The organism is Pseudomonas sp. Leaf48 (genome assembly GCF_001421885.1).
Lineage (GTDB): Bacteria > Pseudomonadota > Gammaproteobacteria > Pseudomonadales > Pseudomonadaceae > Aquipseudomonas.
Genome location: NZ_LMLH01000005.1, coordinates 120,005 through 136,962, shown reverse-complemented (window position 1 = coordinate 136,962; position 16,958 = coordinate 120,005). Strand labels below are relative to the sequence as shown.

Here is a 16,958-nt window from a genome sequence, read left to right as displayed (position 1 = left end):
CGGGAGGTAGAGCCTCTCCCTCCCGGAGCCCCGAGGCTCTGATTATTTTTGTTACACACCGTCAGTCCGACAGTTGACCCTTGTCACAAAAGCGCTCGTATAGAGGACTACAATCGAATCTCCTGTGAGGCAACCTTTTGCATGACGTCTTTTACAAGAGGAGATCAGCTGTGAAGATCCTGATAAAAGAACTGGCAAAATCCCAGTGGCAAGTCAATCTTGACCAGCATGCCGTGACTTTCCGTAGCGAAGCGGAAGCCCGTGCTTTTACCCGCACCCTGGAAGCACGTATCCAGGCACCCCACCAGATTCCCCTCCTCTATCCGCAGCGTGCTGCTGGCTGAGCCTCACCTCAAGCCTGGGCCTTCTGCAATACCCGGGTATTCTGCAAACGCTGGGTGAGCATCGCCACACTCACCACCAGAACGCCGCACAGGCTGATGACCATGGCCATCGGCATGGCGCTGCCGTCGTGCAACACGCCTACCAGCGCGGCAGCACCTGCCGCCACGCTGAATTGCAGGCAGCCCAGCATGGCCGAAGCGCTGCCGGCGCGTGCCCCCTGGCCGCTCATCGCACAGGCCGAGGCGTTGGGAAGAATGCAACCGAGACTGGCGATACAGACGAACAACGGAATCAGCAGTGGCCACAGTTTTTCGGTTTGCAGCGAGCTGACCGCGAACAACGTCAGGCCGGCCGCCAGATAAATCCACACCGCACGCGCCAGCAAAAAAGCCGGGCCACGTTTTGCCAGTAACCGCGCGTTGATCTGCGAGACCAGAATCAATCCTGCCGCGTTGATGCCGAACAGCCAGCCGAAGTGCTCGGCGGGAACGCCATAAAGCTTGATAAAGACAAACGGTGATCCAGCGATGTAGGCAAACATCCCGGCAATGGCAATGCCTCCGGTCATGGCGTGGCCGAGGAACACCGGGTCAGCCAATAGCCGACCGTACTGGCGCAACGCCCCCGAGAGTGGTTGACGCGGCACATGGGCCGGCAAACTCTCCGGCAATCCGAAGGCCACGGCCAAGCCCGCCAATGCACTGAACCCGCTCAGGGCGAGGAAGATCGATTGCCAACCGGTGGTGTTGACCAACAGCCCGCCGAGCATCGGCGCGAGAATCGGTGCCAGCCCCATCACCAATATCAGTTGCGAAAAGACTTTTGCCGCCCCCACTGCATCGCATTTGTCGCTGACCACCGCCCGGGAGATCACCATTCCCGCACACCCGCCCAGTGCCTGGACAAAACGTGCGCCGATCAGCCACTCCAGGTTCGGTGCATAAGCACACGCCAGAGAAGCAACGGTGAACAGGCCGACCCCCGTCAGAAGTGGAATGCGTCGGCCGAAACGATCCGCTACCGGGCCGTAGGCAAGCTGACCGATGGACAAGCCGAGGAAGTACGCCGCCAGCGTCAACTGAACGTGCTGTTCGTCCGTGGCGAACGCCAGCGCCATGGCCGGAAACGCCGGCAGATAGAAGTCGATCGCCAGTGGACCGAAAGCGCTCAAGGCGCCGAGAATCAGAATGGTGCGAAAGTTCATCAGGCATCCAGAGGGGCAAGAGTCGGCAGCCCGACAGTCTAGCCGCCCATGGACGCCTTGAACATTCCGATAGCTCGCTAACTATCAAAAATCAGACCAACTGGATGCCATAGCCTTCTTCGCGAATCGCCTCCATAACCTGTTGCGCCGTCAAGGCACTCTCGACACCCACCTCCCTGGCAGCCAGATCGACGCGCACGCTGGCCGCCGGATCTTTAGCCTGCACTGCCTGGGTGATGGCCTTGACGCAATGACCACAGGACATGCCTTCAACATTGAAAACCTGCATGGAATGACTCCTTTGATGAGGGTTGAGTAAAGTCTCGGGCTTGCCACCATGGCAAGGTCAAGTTCTGCAGCTATCTGCCGGGCTGGCAATCGACGTCGCGCTCGGCCAAGCTGCGTCCATCAATGACTCGAACTCAGGAGATTCAGCCATGCGCTGGTCAGCTTTCAGCCTGTTTGGCTTCCTCAGCCTTTTCGCCGCCCTGCCCTCGGCCCATGCCAACGGGGAGGATTACGGCGTGCTGGTGATTTCCCGCGAGCGCCTGGAAGTCGCAACTTCCTGCGAGATCGGCGTGTACATCCAGGATCAACTGGCGGCGCGTCTGTTTCAGGAACAGAGCACTTCGTTCAACCTGCCGCCGGGCAATGTGTCGCTGCGTCTCAAGCTGCTGCCGGGGCAAACGCCGGGCTGCAACCCGGGCATGCTCGCCCCGGGCTCACAGCAGATTTCGCTCAAGGCCGGGGATGTGCTCAAGTACCGGATCGCGATGACGCAGGAAGGGATGTATCTCAAGCGTGCTGACCTCGGATATTGAGCCCGATCCCCTGTAGGAGCGAGCATGCTCGCTCCTACAGGGGTTCTGCGGTGAATATTGATTGGTGCTTGACCTTGCCAGCATGGCAAGGTTGATCCTGTGGTTATCTACTACAGGGAGCGTGACCGATGTCCGAATCCACCACCTTCGACCTACCAATTGCCGGCATGACCTGCGCCAGTTGTGCCGGACGTGTCGAGCGAGCATTGAGCAAAGTCAGTGGCGCCAGTACGGTCAGCGTCAATCTCGCCACTGAGCAGGCCCGGGTCCAGGCACCCGGCGACAGCCTGCCGGCCTTGATGGACGCCGTGGAAAAGGCCGGCTATAGCGTGCCGCAGCAGACCCTTGAATTGAACATCGCCGGCATGACCTGTGCCTCCTGTGTCGGTCGGGTGGAACGGGCACTGAGCAAAGTGCCGGGGGTAAAGCGCGTCAGCGTCAACCTGGCCAATGAACGCGCGCACCTTGAACTGCTCGGCCAGATCGACGCGCAAATCCTGATCGCGGCCGTCACCCGGGCAGGCTACAGCGCCAGCGTCCAGGAAGCCGGGCATCAACAATCCGACGATCAGCAACGACGCCTGCACCGCGAGCGTTGGGCGTTGATCATGGCTATCGGCCTCGCCTTGCCGCTGGTGTTGCCGATGTTGTTGCAGCCGTTTGGCGTGCACTGGATGCTTCCGGCCTGGGCGCAATTCGCCCTGGCCACGCCGGTGCAATTCATCTTCGGTGCCAGGTTTTACCTCGCCGCGTGGAAAGCCGTGCGTGCCGGTGCCGGTAACATGGATTTGCTGGTCGCGATCGGCACCAGCGCCGGATATGGCTTGAGCCTCTACGAATGGGCCACCGATGCCGGGCGCATGCCGCACCTTTACTTCGAAGCGTCTGCGGTAGTGATCGCCCTGGTGTTGCTGGGCAAATACCTGGAAAGCCGCGCCAAGCGTCAGACCGCCAGCGCAATCCGTGCCCTCGAAGCACTGCGCCCGGAACGGGCCATTCAGGTGATCGATGGTCGCGAGCAAGACGTCGCCATCAGTGCCCTGCGCCTGCATGACCTGGTGCTGGTCAAACCCGGCGAACGCTTCCCTGTGGACGGTGAAGTGGTCGAAGGCCAGAGCCATGCCGACGAAGCGCTGATCAGCGGCGAAAGCCTGCCGGTGCCGAAACAACCGGGTGACAAGGTCACCGGTGGCGCTATCAACGGCGAAGGCCGCTTGCTCGTGCGCACTCAGGCCCTCGGTGCGGAAACGGTGTTGGCACGCATCATCCGCCTGGTGGAAGACGCCCAGGCGGCAAAAGCACCGATCCAGAAACTGGTGGATAAAGTCAGCCAGGTGTTCGTGCCGACAGTACTGGTGATCGCCCTGGCCACCCTGATCGGCTGGTGGCTGTACGGCGCCCCGCTGGAAACCGCGCTGATCAACGCCGTGACGGTGCTGGTGATCGCCTGCCCTTGCGCGCTGGGCCTGGCAACGCCGACGGCGATCATGGCCGGCACCGGGGTGGCGGCGCGGCACGGCATTCTGATCAAGGACGCCGAAGCCCTTGAGCGTGCCCATGAGGTCAGCGCGGTAGTGTTCGACAAGACCGGCACCCTGACCTCGGGGGCGCCACGCATTGCCCATTTGAGCGCCGTCGATGGCGACGAAGCACTCCTGTTGCAACAGGCCGGCGCCCTGCAACGCGGCAGTGAGCATCCGTTGGCGAGGGCCGTGCTGGATGCCTGTGCCGAACGTGGTTTGAACGTGGCCGATGTCAGCGACAGTCAGACCCTGACCGGGCGCGGCATAGCCGGCACTCTTGGGGGGCGGCGACTGGTGTTGGGCAATCGGCGCCTGCTCGAGGAAACGGGTTTGAGCGCAGGGCAATTGGCCGATTCGGCTGCTCCCTGGGAGACCGAAGGCCGCACCCTATCCTGGCTGATCGAGCAAAGCCCCGAGCCACGGGTATTGGGCCTGTTCGCCTTCGGTGACACCCTCAAGCCCGGCGCGCTGCAAGCCGTGCAACAACTCGCTGCACGCCACATCAGCAGCCACCTGCTGACCGGCGATAACCGTGGCAGCGCCAAGGTGGTGGCCGATGCGCTGGGGATTGCCGATGTCTACGCCGAAGTGCTGCCGGCGGACAAAGCCGCGACTGTCACTGCACTGAAAAAAACCGCCGTGGTAGCGATGGTCGGCGACGGTATCAACGACGCTCCTGCGCTGGCTGCCGCGGATATCGGCATTGCCATGGGCGGCGGCACCGACGTGGCCATGCACGCCGCCGGCATTACCCTCATGCGTGGCGATCCACGGTTGGTGCCGGCGGCGCTGGAGATCAGCCGCAAGACCTACGCAAAAATCCGCCAGAATCTGTTCTGGGCATTTGTGTATAACCTGATCGGTATTCCGCTGGCGGTATTCGGTGTGCTTAACCCGGTGCTGGCCGGCGCCGCCATGGCGCTGTCGAGCGTCAGCGTGGTGAGCAATGCGCTACTGTTGAAAACCTGGAAACCCAAGGACCTGGAGGACAACCGATGAACATCGGCCAAGCGGCTCGCCAGAGCGGCCTCACTGCGAAGATGATTCGTTATTACGAGTCTATCGGCCTGCTCAAGGCGGCCCATCGCACCGACAGTGGTTATCGGCTGTACGGCGACGATGACCTGCATACCCTGGCCTTCATCAAGCGCTCACGGGATTTGGGGTTTTCCCTGGAAGAGGTCGGCAAGCTGCTGACCCTCTGGCAAGACCGTCAGCGTGCCAGCGCCGATGTGAAAGCCCTGGCCCGGCAGCACATCGATGAACTGAACCGCAAGATCCGCGAGCTGGGGCAACTGCGCGATACCTTGCAGGACCTGGTTGAGCATTGCCAGGGGGATCATCGGCCGGATTGCCCGATTCTGAAAAATCTTGAGTCGGGGTGTTGTGCGCAACTGATACATGCCTGAACCCACCCCTCACCCCAGCCCTCTCCCGGAGGAAAAGGGCTGGGGTGAGGCGCTTCAAGTAATGAGTTCGACTCAAAGTTTAAGGTTGCAGTGATTCTTGCCAATAACTCGGTCGGCTCCCTCTCCCTCCGGGAGAGGGCTGGGGTGAGGGAAGAATCTGACTGACACCCCACGAAATAACTGACACCCACAAAAAACCCGGCCGAAGCCGGGTTTTTCTTTAGCCCATCACTGCATCCATGGCGGAGGCGGTTCTTCAGTCTTGCCTGGCGGCGCGTCATCAGCCGCGCGCACCGCTTGCTTGCGCTCTTCATCCAGGCGCGCAGCCTCGATTTCACGCATGATCCCGCCGACATCCGCCAGCTCTTCCGGTTCGTCGAACTCCCCGGTCAGGACACTCGCCGGGTGCAAGGTGCCGGCCTCGTACAAGGCCCACATTTCCTTGGCGTACCGGGTCTTTTTCAGCTCCGGGGCAAACCGCCCGAAGTAGGACGCCATGTTGCCGACATCCCGCTCCAGCATGCTGAACGCGTGGTTGTTGCCCGCCGCATCGACCGCTTGGGGCAGGTCGATGATCACAGGCCCCGTAGGCGTCAGCAGCACGTTGAACTCGGACAGGTCGCCGTGCACCAGGCCGGTACACAACATCAGCACGATCTGCGAGATCAGGAACGCGTGATACTCGCGCGCTTGATCCGGTTCCAGTACCACATCGTTCAGGCGCGGCGCGGCATCACCGTATTCGTCGGCCACCAGCTCCATGAGCAGCACGCCTTCGAGGAAATCGAACGGCTTGGGTACCCGCACGCCGGCACTGGCCAGCCTGAATAGCGCCGCCACTTCGGCGTTCTGCCAGGCGTCTTCGGTTTCCTTGCGGCCAAACTTGGAGCCCTTGGCCATCGCCCGGGCCTGACGGCTGTTGCGCACCTTGCGGCCTTCCTGATACTCGGCCGCCTGACGGAAACTGCGTTTATTCGCCTCCTTGTAGACCTTCGCGCAACGTAACTCGTTACCGCAGCGCACCACATAAACAGCTGCTTCTTTACCACTCATGAGTGGGCGCAGCACCTCGTCGACCAGACCGTCCTCGATCAGGGGTTCAATGCGTTTTGGAGTCTTCATCAGCTTTTATTATGGGTCCTTTATTACCAAACACGCGAAAGTCATTCGTTATACGGCAATCCACTCGCCGGGGGGAGGGGTTGCCGACCTAAGACAAGCATTTCCGACACAAGCTGGCAACGCAACTCATCACATAGACAGGATTTTTCCCGGTAATCTTCAATTTCCTTCGACCGCAGCCGAAGCTCTTGGTGACAAAGTGACGTGTCCGACAATCGCGCCAAAACCAGCGATGCCGCACTCAGGACCCGGGGTTGACCAAGAGTGAGGCGTAACTGCTTCGGACAGATCCGCGAGTCGGTGGACGTGATCCGTGATCATGAACACCCAGATCGGCACGGCAGCCGAGCAACAGCATCAAGTGGCCGAAGACATAAACCGGCACATCAGCCAGATCCACAGCGATACACAGTGGGTGGCGGAACTGGCGAACTCGGCGTACCTGGACTCCCAGAGTCTGGCCGGGTTGTCGAATGAGCTCGACGGGTTGATGCGGCGGTTTCGTACCTGATAGTCGGCGAAGAACCTTTAAAAGCCCCCCTCACCCCAGCCCTCTCCCCCAAGGGGAGAGGGGGAAAGGGAGCAGATCTTCAAACTGTTCAAAACCTGAGTTTGACTCAGGCTCTAAGGTCGCCGTACATCGTCCAGACGACTCGGTCAGTCCCCTTTCCCTCCGGAAGAGAGGGAAATCGAGCTGATCCTCATGCAGTTCAAAACCTGAGTTCGATTCAGACTCTCAGGTCGCCGTACATCGTCCAGACAACCCGGTCATTCCCCTCTCCCTTTGGGAAAGAGGGAAATCGAGCTGATCCTCATGCAGTTCAAAACCTGAGTTCACTCAGGCTCTCAGGTCGCTGTATATCGTCCAGMCAACCCRGTCAGTCCCCTCTCCCTTTGGGAAATAGGGAAATCGAGTTGATCCTCATGCAGTTCAAAACCTGAGTTCAACTCAGGCTCTCAGGTCGCTGTATATCGTCCAGACAACCCRGTCAGTCCCCTCTCCCTTTGGGAGAGGGTTAGGGTGAGGGTGGCCCTTGCAGTCAACGCTCAAGTATCGCCGTCACCCCCTGCCCTCCTGCCGCGCAAATCGAAATCAACCCCCGCCCCCTGCCCGCCGCATCCAGCAACTTCGCCAGGTTGGCAACAATGCGCCCACCCGTGGCCGCAAACGGATGCCCTGCCGCCAGGGAACTGCCTTTGACGTTAAGCCGGCTCCGATCAATCGACCCCAATGGCGCATCAAGGCCGAGCCGGGTTTTGCAGTACTCGGGATCCTCCCAGGCCTTCAAGGTGCACAACACCTGCGCGGCGAAAGCTTCGTGGATTTCGTAATAGTCGAAGTCCTGTAGCGTCAGGCCATTGCGCGCCAGCAAGCGTGGTACCGCATAGACCGGCGCCATCAACAAGCCTTCAGCTCCGTTGACGAAATCCACCGCTGCCGCTTCACCGTCGCGCAGGTACGCCAGGATCGGCAAGCCGCGCTCCTTCGCCCATTCCTCACTGCCCAGCAACACCAGAGACGCGCCATCGGTCAGCGGCGTCGAGTTGCCGGCCGTCAGGCTGCCCTTCGCGCTTTTTTCGTAGGCCGGTTTGAGTGCCGCGAGCTTTTCCAAAGTCGAGTCGGGCCGCAGGTTGTTATCGCGGGTAAGCCCCAGAAAGGGGGTCATCAGATCGTTGTGCCAGCCTTCGGCGTAAGACGCCGCCAGTTTCTGATGGCTCTCGAGCGCGAGCCGGTCCTGGTCTTCGCGGGCAATGTTCCAGGTCTGGGCCATCAGTTCGCAGTGCTGGCCCATGGACAAACCGGTGCGTGGCTCACCGTTGCGCGGAAACTCGGGGACCAGATGACGGGGGCGCAATTGCAGGAACGTCTTCAGTTTGTCGCCCGTGGTTTTCACCCGGTTGGCTTGCAGCAGAATCTTGCGCAGGCCTTCGTTGACACTGATCGGCGCGTCCGAGGTGGTATCGACACCGCCGGCAATGCCGCACTCGATCTGCCCCAGGGCAATTTTGTTCGCCACCAGCAATGCCGCTTCCAGCCCGGTGCCACAGGCCTGCTGAATGTCATAAGCCGGGGTCGCGGGTGACAGCCGCGAGCCGAGCACGCATTCGCGGGTCAGGTTCATGTCCCGGGACAACTTGAGCACCGCCCCCGCGACCACCTCACCGATGCGCTGGCCGTGCAAGTTGTAGCGCTCGATCAGACCTTCCAGCGCGGCGGTGAGCATCACCTGATTGCTGGCCGTGGCATACGGACCGTTGGAGCGAGCGAAGGGAATCCGGTTACCGCCGATGATCGCGACACGGCGCAGCTGGGTCATAGAAGCTCCTGACAAATTATCTGATTTCAACACCTTCCCCCTGTGGGAGCGGGCTTGCTCGCGAAAGCGGTGGATCAGTCAACCGAGATGTTGAATGTGCTGGCGCTTTCGCGAGCAAGCCCGCTCCCACAAAGGTTGAGGTGCTAGCCAAATCCCGTGGTCAAACTACTCTGCTGTTACCAAGCGTAGGCCTTAAATGGTGAATCGAACGACTGATCGCCGTTCATGGTCCACACTTTGAACCCCAGCTGCTGGAGTGCGTTCCATGTCTGACCGCTATATCGACTTCGCCAACTCATCCATCGGCCATCGCCTGGTCGGCGCCCTGGGGCTGCCTTCGCCAACCCGCCTGGAGCGCTGGCAAGCAGGCCGGCTGCGGCCTGTGGAAGGTGCGCTGCTGATCGGCGGCGGGCCCTTGGCGGAAAAAGTCAGCGCCTTCGCCAACCGCCTGACCGATGCCATCTACAGCTACGGCACCGAACCCTCGACGGCGACCGCCTGGATCCCCGGTCATGGTCCGAAACTCAAAGCGGTGGTGTTCGATGCCAGCGACCTGACGCACACCGATCAGCTCAAACAGCTACGCGAATTCTTCCAGCCGCTGATGAAAAATCTGGAGCACTGCGCACACCTGGTGATCCTCGGACGCGATCCACAAACCCTGACAGAACCGTTCGCCGCCAGCGCACAGCGTGCCCTGGAAGGCTTCAGTCGTTCGCTGGCCAAGGAACTGCGCAGCGGTGGCACCCTGCAGCTGATTTATGTCGGTGAAGGCGCCGAGGATCAACTGGAAGGCCCGTTGCGGTTTTTCCTTTCGCCAAAAAGCGCATTCGTCTCCGGACAGGTCATTCGCCTGGCTCCCTGCGTGACCCAGGTGAGCGACTGGACGCGCCCGCTCGCCGGACGCAAGGCGCTGGTCACCGGTGCCGCGCGGGGTATCGGTGCCTCCATCGCCGAGACCCTGGCCCGGGATGGCGCCGAGGTCATCCTGCTTGACGTGCCACCGGCCAAAACCGATCTCGACGCCCTCGCCGCCCGCCTCGGTGGCCGCAGCGTCACCCTGGACATCTGCGCCAAAGACGCCGCCACGCAACTGGTCGAACAGTTGCCCGACGGCATCGACATCGTGGTGCACAACGCCGGCATCACCCGGGACAAAACCCTGGCCAACATGACCCCGGAATTCTGGGACGCCGTGCTCGCGGTCAACCTCAACGCCCCGCAAGTGCTGACCAAAGCCCTGCTCGAGAGCGGCACCCTGCACGACAACGCCCGGGTGATTCTGCTGGCGTCCATCAGCGGCATCGCCGGCAATCGCGGGCAAACCAATTACGCCGCCAGCAAGGCCGGACTGATTGGCCTGGCACAGGCCTGGGCGCCCTTGCTCAATGAGCGTGGCATCAGCATCAACGCCGTGGCGCCGGGCTTTATCGAAACCCAAATGACCGCACACATTCCCTTCGCCCTGCGCGAAGCCGGGCGGCGCATGAGCTCCATGGGCCAGGGGGGCCTGCCGCAAGACGTCGCCGAAGCCGTGGCGTGGCTCGCGCAACCGGGTAGCGGCGCCTTCACCGGGCAAGCGCTGCGCGTGTGTGGACAAAGTGTTCTGGGGGCTTAGCCATGATCACTGACTGGCACACACTCAACCGCGAACCGAGTCTGCCGGGGCTGTATGCGCGGGCGGCAACGCGACGCAAAATCACCGGCACGACCCTGCCCGACTCAGGTTTGCGCTGTTGGGTGGACGTCGATCCGCAGCGTCTGGCGGCTTACCGCAAGGTCTGCGGTTTCGCGGATAACGGCCTGCTGCCACCGACCTATCCGCACATCCTTGGCTTTGCCCTGCAGATGCAATTGCTCACTGCCAGCAACTTTCCGTTCCCGCTACTGGGGTTGATTCACCTGAGCAATCGCATCCGCGTATTGCGCCCACTGGGTGGAGTGAGTCGCGCCCGGGTGAGCGTGCAGGTGCAGAACCTGCAACCCCACGCCAAAGGCGCAACCTTTGATCTGGTGACAACCCTTGACGATCAGTTGGGCACGCTGTGGGAGGCGCAAAGCCAGATGCTCTGCCGCGGAGTCAAACTCGATGGTGAACCGGTCGAGGAGGCGCTGGCATCGACCCTGATGTTAAGCGAAGTTGAAGACTGGAAAGCACCCTCGGACATTGGCCGGCAATACGCCAGAGTATCGGGCGATTACAACCCGATTCACCTGAGCGCCGCGAGCGCCAGGCTCTTCGGTTTCCCTACCGCCATCGCCCATGGTCTGTGGCTCAAGGCACGCACGCTGGCTGCGTTGGGCGAGCAACTGGCGGCAGCGCATGTCGAAATGGCCGTGCAGTTCAAAAAACCGGTGCGCTTGCCCAGCGAGGTGACCTTGTTGGCCAGCGCGGCAGGGTCGAGCGGGGACTTGCGCCTGGCGGGCGCCGGGGATCTGGAGCACATGGTCGGGCATTGGCGACCGCTCGCCTGATGGCGCACGTTTCAGGGAAGACTCAGCTTTTGACCAGATAAACCTGCGGCTGCGGAAACAGATTATTCAGGGTTTCCAACAGTCGCACGTGGTAGATCGGCTTGCGGAAAAGATCGAGCACCTGCAGGCGCAACATGTCACTGACATCCTCCATGTCCGCGTGTCCGGACATCACGATCACCGGCAAGTGCTGGCGTGAGGTGTGCTCGCGCAGGCGCTTGATCAGCGCCATGCCACTCTCCTCGGGCATGCGCAAGTCGGTGATGACAAGGGCGATATCAGGGTGTCGGGTCAACTGTCGCAGTGCGAGCTTGACCGAGGTGGCCGTATAGCAATTGAACCCCTCGCCCTCCAGCAATTCAGCCAGTTCAAGCAATGCGTCCTCTTCGTCATCGACCAGAAGCAGTTGCTGTCGTGGATGTGCTGGAGCGTTCATGGGGAAACACCTGCAATGGACTCAGCGCTGACGTCAGGATAAATTTCAAACGATAGCAAGTTGCAGGCTTAGAAACTAAGCCGCTGGAGTTAGCGCGGTTGTAATCGTGCCGAAGAATGTGACTAATGCTGTTTTCACACTCGGACTCAACCCTATAAGCACCACCGCAACCATCGCGGCAACAACCGCATATTCAATACCTGAAGCGCCCTCGGTATCTTTTATAAATTTTTTATACGAAACGACCGCCGATTTGGTCTTGTGCACAAGTTTGGAAAAAGACATGACATTCTCCTGGACGACGACAGGTGTTGCACCAGCGCAACATGATTCCTCCGTGCCAGCACCAGCATTGTCGGCATTTCCCGGGCAAACAACTGTAAATACGCATTAATACTAAAGTATTAACCAATTTATTGACGCCGAAAAGCACTTAAGTATCTGCATTTCCGTTCGATATATTCAGAGAGCTAATGGCATTTCGCTCTAGCTGCGCTAACGTGACATAGCGAAATAGTTAAATGTTCATAGCTGCCTGATTGCGAAGTTGTCTCGTTTTTTAATAACGAAGGCCTGTAGCAGCAGGAAAGGGAGAGCCGTCATGAACAGCCGTATGACTCTGGGCCTGGCCGGATTGTTTTTGATCGGCGCCATTATTGCCGGTTATTGGGGCCTGACACTCAGTCGTCAGCCGGCCCCCGAAACCGTTATCGCTCCAACCGTCGCCACCGCACCAGCCCCCGCCATCGCGGTACCTGCGCCAGCGGAGGACCTCGTCCGCCAGCCCGTGGTCGTGCTGGTCAAGGATGTTGCGCCGTTCGCGCAAATCAGCGCCGCCGACGTGGCCCTGGAAAATCTGCGCACGGTTCCGCCCGGCAGTCTCACTCGTCTCGACCAGGCCATTGGCCGCACACCCTGGCGCGCCCTCGGTGCCGGCACCTGGCTCAATGACGAAAGCTTCGAAGCAGGCAGCCGCGTGGCACGGATGATCCACCCCGATGAGCGCGCCATGGCGGTGGCTGTCGATGAAGTGATCAACGCCGGTGGGCAACTGACACCGGGGGACTATGTCGACGTGCTGCTGTTCCTGCCAATGGGTACCAACAACCCGCAATCGTCAGCCCAGTTGGTGATTCCGGCGCTGCGAGTGCTCGGGGTCGGCGAACAGCTGGGGCTGACCAACGACGGTCAGCCTGCCAGCCCGGCGCGCAGCAATGAAGACAAACTCCGGCAGGATCAATTGCGTGCCACGGCTCGAACCGTGTTGCTCGCTGTTCCCGAACAACTGCTCAGTCGCCTGATGCTCGCCACCCAGTCCGGGGTACTGCGCCTGGCCGTGCGCAGCGCCGATGAACAACGCCTGGCCCGCTACTGGGCGGGTGAAAAAGATTCAGCGGTGAGCCTGGCCGCCGCCAACCGCGAGTTGCTGCAGTTCAACCAGTTGGCCATGACCTCACCCGCCAAAGCAGTGGGGACCGGCAACGCGGTGATGTCGCGCAAGCCGAGTGTGGAAGTCATTCGCGGCAACGAAGTCTCGCAAAAGACCCCCTGAATAAAAGCAAGGAATGCCTCTCCATGTGCAGTCGTTTTACTCCGTTGTTCAACGGTTTGATCTGGGCCACCCTGCTCGCCGGCATGCCACTGCAAACAACCTCAGCGGCCGCCGGCAACTGTGCCGCACTCAGCCCGCTGCCCGCAGCGCTGGAAGTCGGCGAAGGTCTGCAACAGGAACTGCAATCAGCGGTGGCCATCACCCGCGTGGCGGTCGGCGACCCGAAAATTGCCGACGTGCGCGTCAATGGCAATCAGGCTTTGCTCCTCACCGGCATGGCGTCGGGAACCACCAGCCTGATGGTCTGGACCGCCTGCGCCACTGCGCCGCGCCAGAGCATGGTGTTCGTTCAGGGGCGAGCCACCGCGGCCATGACCAGCACCAGCAAACTGCCGTCCGATGACTCGCTGCTGCCATCGCAAGTGCAAACCGACATTCGCTTCGTCGAAGTCAGCCGGACCAAACTCAAAGAAGCCAGCACTTCGATCTACGGCAAGAATTCGAACTTCCTGTTCGGCTCCCCGGGCACCGTCCCCAACACGGCCGTGACTCCCCGGGTGTTCCCGCTGCGCAACCTTGATCCGCGCATCGCCGTGCCGAGCATTCCGCTGGCCAACGACATGTACAACATCGTCGCCGGTGGCGGTAACTTCCTCGCCATCATCAATGCCATGGAGGGCAGCGGTTTCGCCTACACCCTGGCGCGCCCAAGCCTGGTGGCGATCAGCGGCCAGAGCGCGAGCTTCCTCGCCGGTGGTGAAATTCCGATCCCGATTCCCAGTGCCAACAGCAACAGCTACTCCATCGAGTACAAGGAATTCGGTATCCGCCTGACGCTCACGCCGACAGTGGTCAGCAACAACCAGATCGCCCTCAAGGTCGCCCCCGAGGTCAGCGAACTGGACTACAACAATGCCGTGACCATCGGCGGTACTACAGTGCCGGCGTTCACCATTCGCCGCACCGACACCAGCATCTCCCTCGCCGATGGCGAAAGCTTCGTCATCAGCGGCCTGATCAGCACGCAAAACAGCTCACAAGTCAGCAAGTTCCCGGGGCTGGGCGACATCCCGATCCTCGGTGCGTTTTTTCGCAGCTCCTCGGTCAACCGTGAAGAGCGCGAGCTGCTGATGATCGTCACACCACACCTGGTGCAGCCGCTGGCCGCCAACGCTCAACTGCCGTCGTTGCCCGGAGAGAAACTGCGCAACTACGACCCGAATTGGTATCGCCTGTACTTCCTCGAAAACGGCGATTTCGAGAAACGCAGCGGGTTATCGCAATGAGCCAGAATCTGAGCCAGACCTTCCTCGCGATCACGCGCAACAGCACTGACCTCGAATGGCTCCAAGGCGCCCTGGCACCACTGGGTCAGGTGCTCAGCGCCGGTGCTGGCAGCCTCGACGAGTTGCTGGCGCTGGTGGACGTGACCTTCGCCAGCCTGGTGTTCGTCGGCCTCGACCGTGACCACGTAGTGGCCCAGTGCGCATTGATCGAAGGCGCTCTGGAGGCCAAACCGATGCTGGCGATCGTCGCGCTGGGCGATGGCATGGACAACCAGCTGGTACTCAATGCCATGCGCGCCGGTGCCCGGGATTTCGTCGCCTATGGCTCGCGTTCCAGCGAGGTCGCGGGGTTGGTGCGACGCCTGGGCAAACGCCTGCCAGCGGTGGCGCCGAGTACACACCTGGGCGGCCTGACCGTGCTTTACGGCGTACAGAGCAACGCCGACGGTGCATTGCTGGGCACGCACATGGCACAGGTGGTGCAAAAGAGTGGGCAACAGACGCTGCTGCTTGACCTGGGGTTGCCCCGCGGCGACAGCCTGGCCCTGCTCGGCCTCAACAGTTCGTTTCATTTCGGCGATGCATTACGCCATTTGCGCCGCCTCGATACGACGTTGATCGACAGTGCGTTCACCCGCTGCGAAGGCGGCCTGCGCATCCTCGCCTACGCCGCCAGCGACGAACCGCTGGAACACACCAGCGCCGCCGAGCTGTACATGCTGGTGAGCGCCTTGCGCCACCACTTCCAGCACATCGTGGTGAACCTCACCGGCCAGCCGGACAGCGAAGCCCTGCGCACCTTTGTCAGCCATTGCGACAGACTGCTGTGGTACACCGACCAGAACGTGCTGGACTGTCGACGCAACCTGGCGGTACTCAACCTGTGGCGTGAAAAAGGCATGAAGCTCGACCACGCCATGTTGCTGGTGGACCGCTACCTGCGCAGCGTCGCACCGGACTCAGACACCCTGGGCAAAAGCTTCGGCATGGACATCATCGCCACCTTGCCCTACAGCCCCGAAGTCCGCCTCAATGCCAAGAATCAGGGCCTGACCCTGTTCGAACTGGCTCCCCGGGAAGGCCTCACGCAAAGTCTGCGGGCACTCGGCGAACGCCTGGCCAAGCGCTCCGAAAACATGGCCATAGCCAGGCCCCGCTGGTTCAACCGTTTCAGGGGCGCACAATGAGCAGTGAAAAACTCTTCGGCGGCACCCAGCGTTCAGCGGTCGGCAATACCGATCACGAAGGTCTGAAGCTGGTGTTGCACCGCTACGTCATCGATGCCATCGAAGAGTCAGGGAAAAACCTGCTCGAAGGCTCGCGGCAAGTGCTGGCGCAGTTTGTCATCGACAAGGTGGCCGATTACATCGCGCGTTTGCACCTGGCCATTTCCCGCTATGAAATGGAACGCCTGGCCGAAGAGATCGTCGACGAACTCACCGGCTTCGGGCCGCTGGAAGTGCTGCTGCGCGATAGCGCAGTGACGGAGATCCTGGTCAACGGCCCACATCGGGTATTTGTCGAACGCGACGGCGTGCTGCATCTGAGCGATTTGCGCTTCATCGATGCGCACCACGTCGAGCGCGTCATTCAACGCATACTCGCTCCGCTGGGACGGCGCCTCGACGAGTCGTCCCCCATGGTCGATGCGCGCCTGCCGGACGGCAGTCGGGTCAACGCGATCATTCCGCCGATTGCCCTCGATGGCCCCTGCCTGTCGATTCGCAAGTTTCGCCAGGACATGCTCAAAAGCACCGACCTGATGACGATGCAAACCATCGACCAGGCGATCTACGATTTCATTCAGGAAGCCGTCGGCAGGCGTTGCAACATTCTGATCAGCGGCGGCACCGGCACTGGCAAAACCACGTTGCTGAACATTCTCAGCCAGTTGATCAACCCTCGAGAACGCCTCGTCACCATCGAAGACGTCGCCGAATTGCAACTTGGCCACCCCCACGTGGTGCGCCTGGAAACCCGCCCGCCCAATGCCGAAGGCCATGGCGAAGTGAAGGCCAGCGACCTGATTCGCAACGCCCTGCGGATGCGCCCGGACCGGATCATCCTCGGCGAGATTCGGGGCGTCGAAGTGGTCGATGTGCTGACGGCGATGAACACCGGTCACGACGGCTCCATGAGCACCGTGCACGCCAACAATGCCCAGGATGCGTTGCTGCGCCTGGAAACCCTGGTGGGCCTGACCGGCCGCAGCATCGCCGAACGCACCCTGCGGCAAATGATTTGCGCCGCGCTGGACGTGGTTATCCAGTTGACCCGCATGCCCGACGGTCGTCGTTGCGTCAGCGAAGTGGTCGAGGTGGTCGGCGTGCGCGATGACGTGTATGTCACCAACACCCTGTTCCGGCTGGACCGCCGTACCGGCTTCGGTTTCCTGCGCGAGGCGGTCAACCCCGCCGGCGACAAACTGCGCCGCGATGCGGTGCTCTCTCCATCGGCGTATTGAGGC

16 protein-coding genes and 1 pseudogene are annotated in these 16,958 nt (G+C 61.2%); 11 read left to right on the top strand and 6 right to left on the bottom strand.

Annotation, left to right across the window (positions count from 1 at the left end; genetic code table 11):
* Positions 1–170 precede the first annotated feature (170 nt).
* Complete coding sequence (locus ASE98_RS26900) at positions 171–344, top strand: hypothetical protein (RefSeq protein ID WP_177336950.1); 174 nt, start codon at positions 171–173, stop codon at positions 342–344.
* A gap of 8 nt (positions 345–352) precedes the next feature.
* Here the strand turns inward: ASE98_RS26900 and ASE98_RS06315 are convergent, their stop codons facing one another.
* Both ASE98_RS06315 and ASE98_RS06310 read right to left on the bottom strand, forming a co-directional pair.
* The gene (locus ASE98_RS06315) at positions 353–1,549 is read right to left on the bottom strand and encodes a multidrug effflux MFS transporter (protein WP_060540530.1); all 1,197 of its coding nucleotides are present in this window, start codon (positions 1,547–1,549) and stop codon (positions 353–355) included.
* A 91-nt stretch (positions 1,550–1,640) separates the two neighbouring features.
* On the bottom strand, positions 1,641–1,838 hold the full coding sequence (locus ASE98_RS06310; RefSeq protein ID WP_060540529.1) for a heavy-metal-associated domain-containing protein: 198 nt from the start codon (positions 1,836–1,838) through the stop codon (positions 1,641–1,643).
* A 148-nt stretch (positions 1,839–1,986) separates the two neighbouring features.
* Here ASE98_RS06310 and ASE98_RS06305 point away from each other — a divergent pair, with 148 nt between their 5' ends.
* From ASE98_RS06305 to cueR, 3 genes are all read left to right on the top strand, one after another.
* Complete coding sequence (locus tag ASE98_RS06305; protein WP_060540528.1) at positions 1,987–2,370, top strand: hypothetical protein; 384 nt, start codon at positions 1,987–1,989, stop codon at positions 2,368–2,370.
* A 128-nt stretch (positions 2,371–2,498) separates the two neighbouring features.
* A complete protein-coding gene (locus ASE98_RS06300; protein ID WP_060540527.1) occupies positions 2,499–4,892 on the top strand; it encodes a heavy metal translocating P-type ATPase in 2,394 nt (797 codons plus the stop codon).
* Positions 4,889–5,302 (top strand): Cu(I)-responsive transcriptional regulator, encoded by a 414-nt coding sequence (gene cueR / locus ASE98_RS06295; RefSeq protein ID WP_060540526.1) that lies wholly within the window; start codon positions 4,889–4,891, stop codon positions 5,300–5,302. Before ASE98_RS06300 ends, cueR begins: the two co-directional genes overlap by 4 nt.
* A gap of 228 nt (positions 5,303–5,530) precedes the next feature.
* Here cueR and ASE98_RS06290 read toward each other — a convergent pair whose 3' ends face one another.
* Complete coding sequence (locus ASE98_RS06290) at positions 5,531–6,424, bottom strand: PA4780 family RIO1-like protein kinase (RefSeq protein WP_060540525.1); 894 nt, start codon at positions 6,422–6,424, stop codon at positions 5,531–5,533.
* 270 nt (positions 6,425–6,694) lie between these two features.
* On the opposite strand from ASE98_RS06290, the pseudogene ASE98_RS06285 reads away from it, so the two are divergent.
* Positions 6,695–6,935: pseudogene (locus ASE98_RS06285) on the top strand (methyl-accepting chemotaxis protein); the annotation flags it as partial.
* Positions 6,936–7,464: 529 nt separating this feature from the next.
* Here ASE98_RS06285 and ASE98_RS06280 read toward each other — a convergent pair.
* Positions 7,465–8,742: an acetyl-CoA C-acetyltransferase gene (locus tag ASE98_RS06280; protein ID WP_060540523.1), complete on the bottom strand. Its 1,278-nt coding sequence runs from the start codon at positions 8,740–8,742 to the stop codon at positions 7,465–7,467.
* 265 nt (positions 8,743–9,007) lie between these two features.
* Between ASE98_RS06280 and ASE98_RS06275 the strand changes: the two genes are divergently transcribed.
* On the top strand, positions 9,008–10,360 hold the full coding sequence (locus ASE98_RS06275; RefSeq protein WP_060540522.1) for a 3-oxoacyl-ACP reductase: 1,353 nt from the start codon (positions 9,008–9,010) through the stop codon (positions 10,358–10,360).
* A 2-nt stretch (positions 10,361–10,362) separates the two neighbouring features.
* The gene (locus tag ASE98_RS06270) at positions 10,363–11,217 is read left to right on the top strand and encodes a MaoC family dehydratase (protein ID WP_060540521.1); all 855 of its coding nucleotides are present in this window, start codon (positions 10,363–10,365) and stop codon (positions 11,215–11,217) included.
* A gap of 22 nt (positions 11,218–11,239) precedes the next feature.
* Here ASE98_RS06270 and ASE98_RS06265 read toward each other — a convergent pair whose 3' ends face one another.
* Together ASE98_RS06265 and ASE98_RS06260 are read right to left on the bottom strand one after the other, a co-directional pair.
* Positions 11,240–11,653 (bottom strand): response regulator, encoded by a 414-nt coding sequence (locus tag ASE98_RS06265; protein WP_060540520.1) that lies wholly within the window; start codon positions 11,651–11,653, stop codon positions 11,240–11,242.
* Positions 11,654–11,728: 75 nt separating this feature from the next.
* Positions 11,729–11,938, bottom strand: coding sequence for a Flp family type IVb pilin (locus tag ASE98_RS06260; protein WP_060540519.1), 210 nt, complete (start codon positions 11,936–11,938; stop codon positions 11,729–11,731).
* Positions 11,939–12,254: 316 nt separating this feature from the next.
* Between ASE98_RS06260 and cpaB the strand changes: the two genes are divergently transcribed.
* From cpaB to ASE98_RS06240, 4 genes are read left to right on the top strand one after another with little or no spacing between them, the layout of a single operon-like run.
* Positions 12,255–13,205, top strand: a complete 951-nt coding sequence (gene cpaB, locus ASE98_RS06255; protein ID WP_060540518.1) for a Flp pilus assembly protein CpaB — start codon at positions 12,255–12,257, stop codon at positions 13,203–13,205.
* Between the two features lie 23 nt (positions 13,206–13,228).
* Complete coding sequence (locus tag ASE98_RS06250; protein ID WP_060540517.1) at positions 13,229–14,491, top strand: type II and III secretion system protein family protein; 1,263 nt, start codon at positions 13,229–13,231, stop codon at positions 14,489–14,491.
* Positions 14,488–15,678: an AAA family ATPase gene (locus ASE98_RS06245; RefSeq protein ID WP_060540516.1), complete on the top strand. Its 1,191-nt coding sequence runs from the start codon at positions 14,488–14,490 to the stop codon at positions 15,676–15,678. Before ASE98_RS06250 ends, ASE98_RS06245 begins: the two co-directional genes overlap by 4 nt.
* The gene (locus ASE98_RS06240) at positions 15,675–16,955 is read left to right on the top strand and encodes a CpaF family protein (protein ID WP_060540515.1); all 1,281 of its coding nucleotides are present in this window, start codon (positions 15,675–15,677) and stop codon (positions 16,953–16,955) included. The genes ASE98_RS06245 and ASE98_RS06240 overlap by 4 nt, the downstream gene beginning before the upstream one ends.
* Positions 16,956–16,958 lie beyond the last annotated feature (3 nt).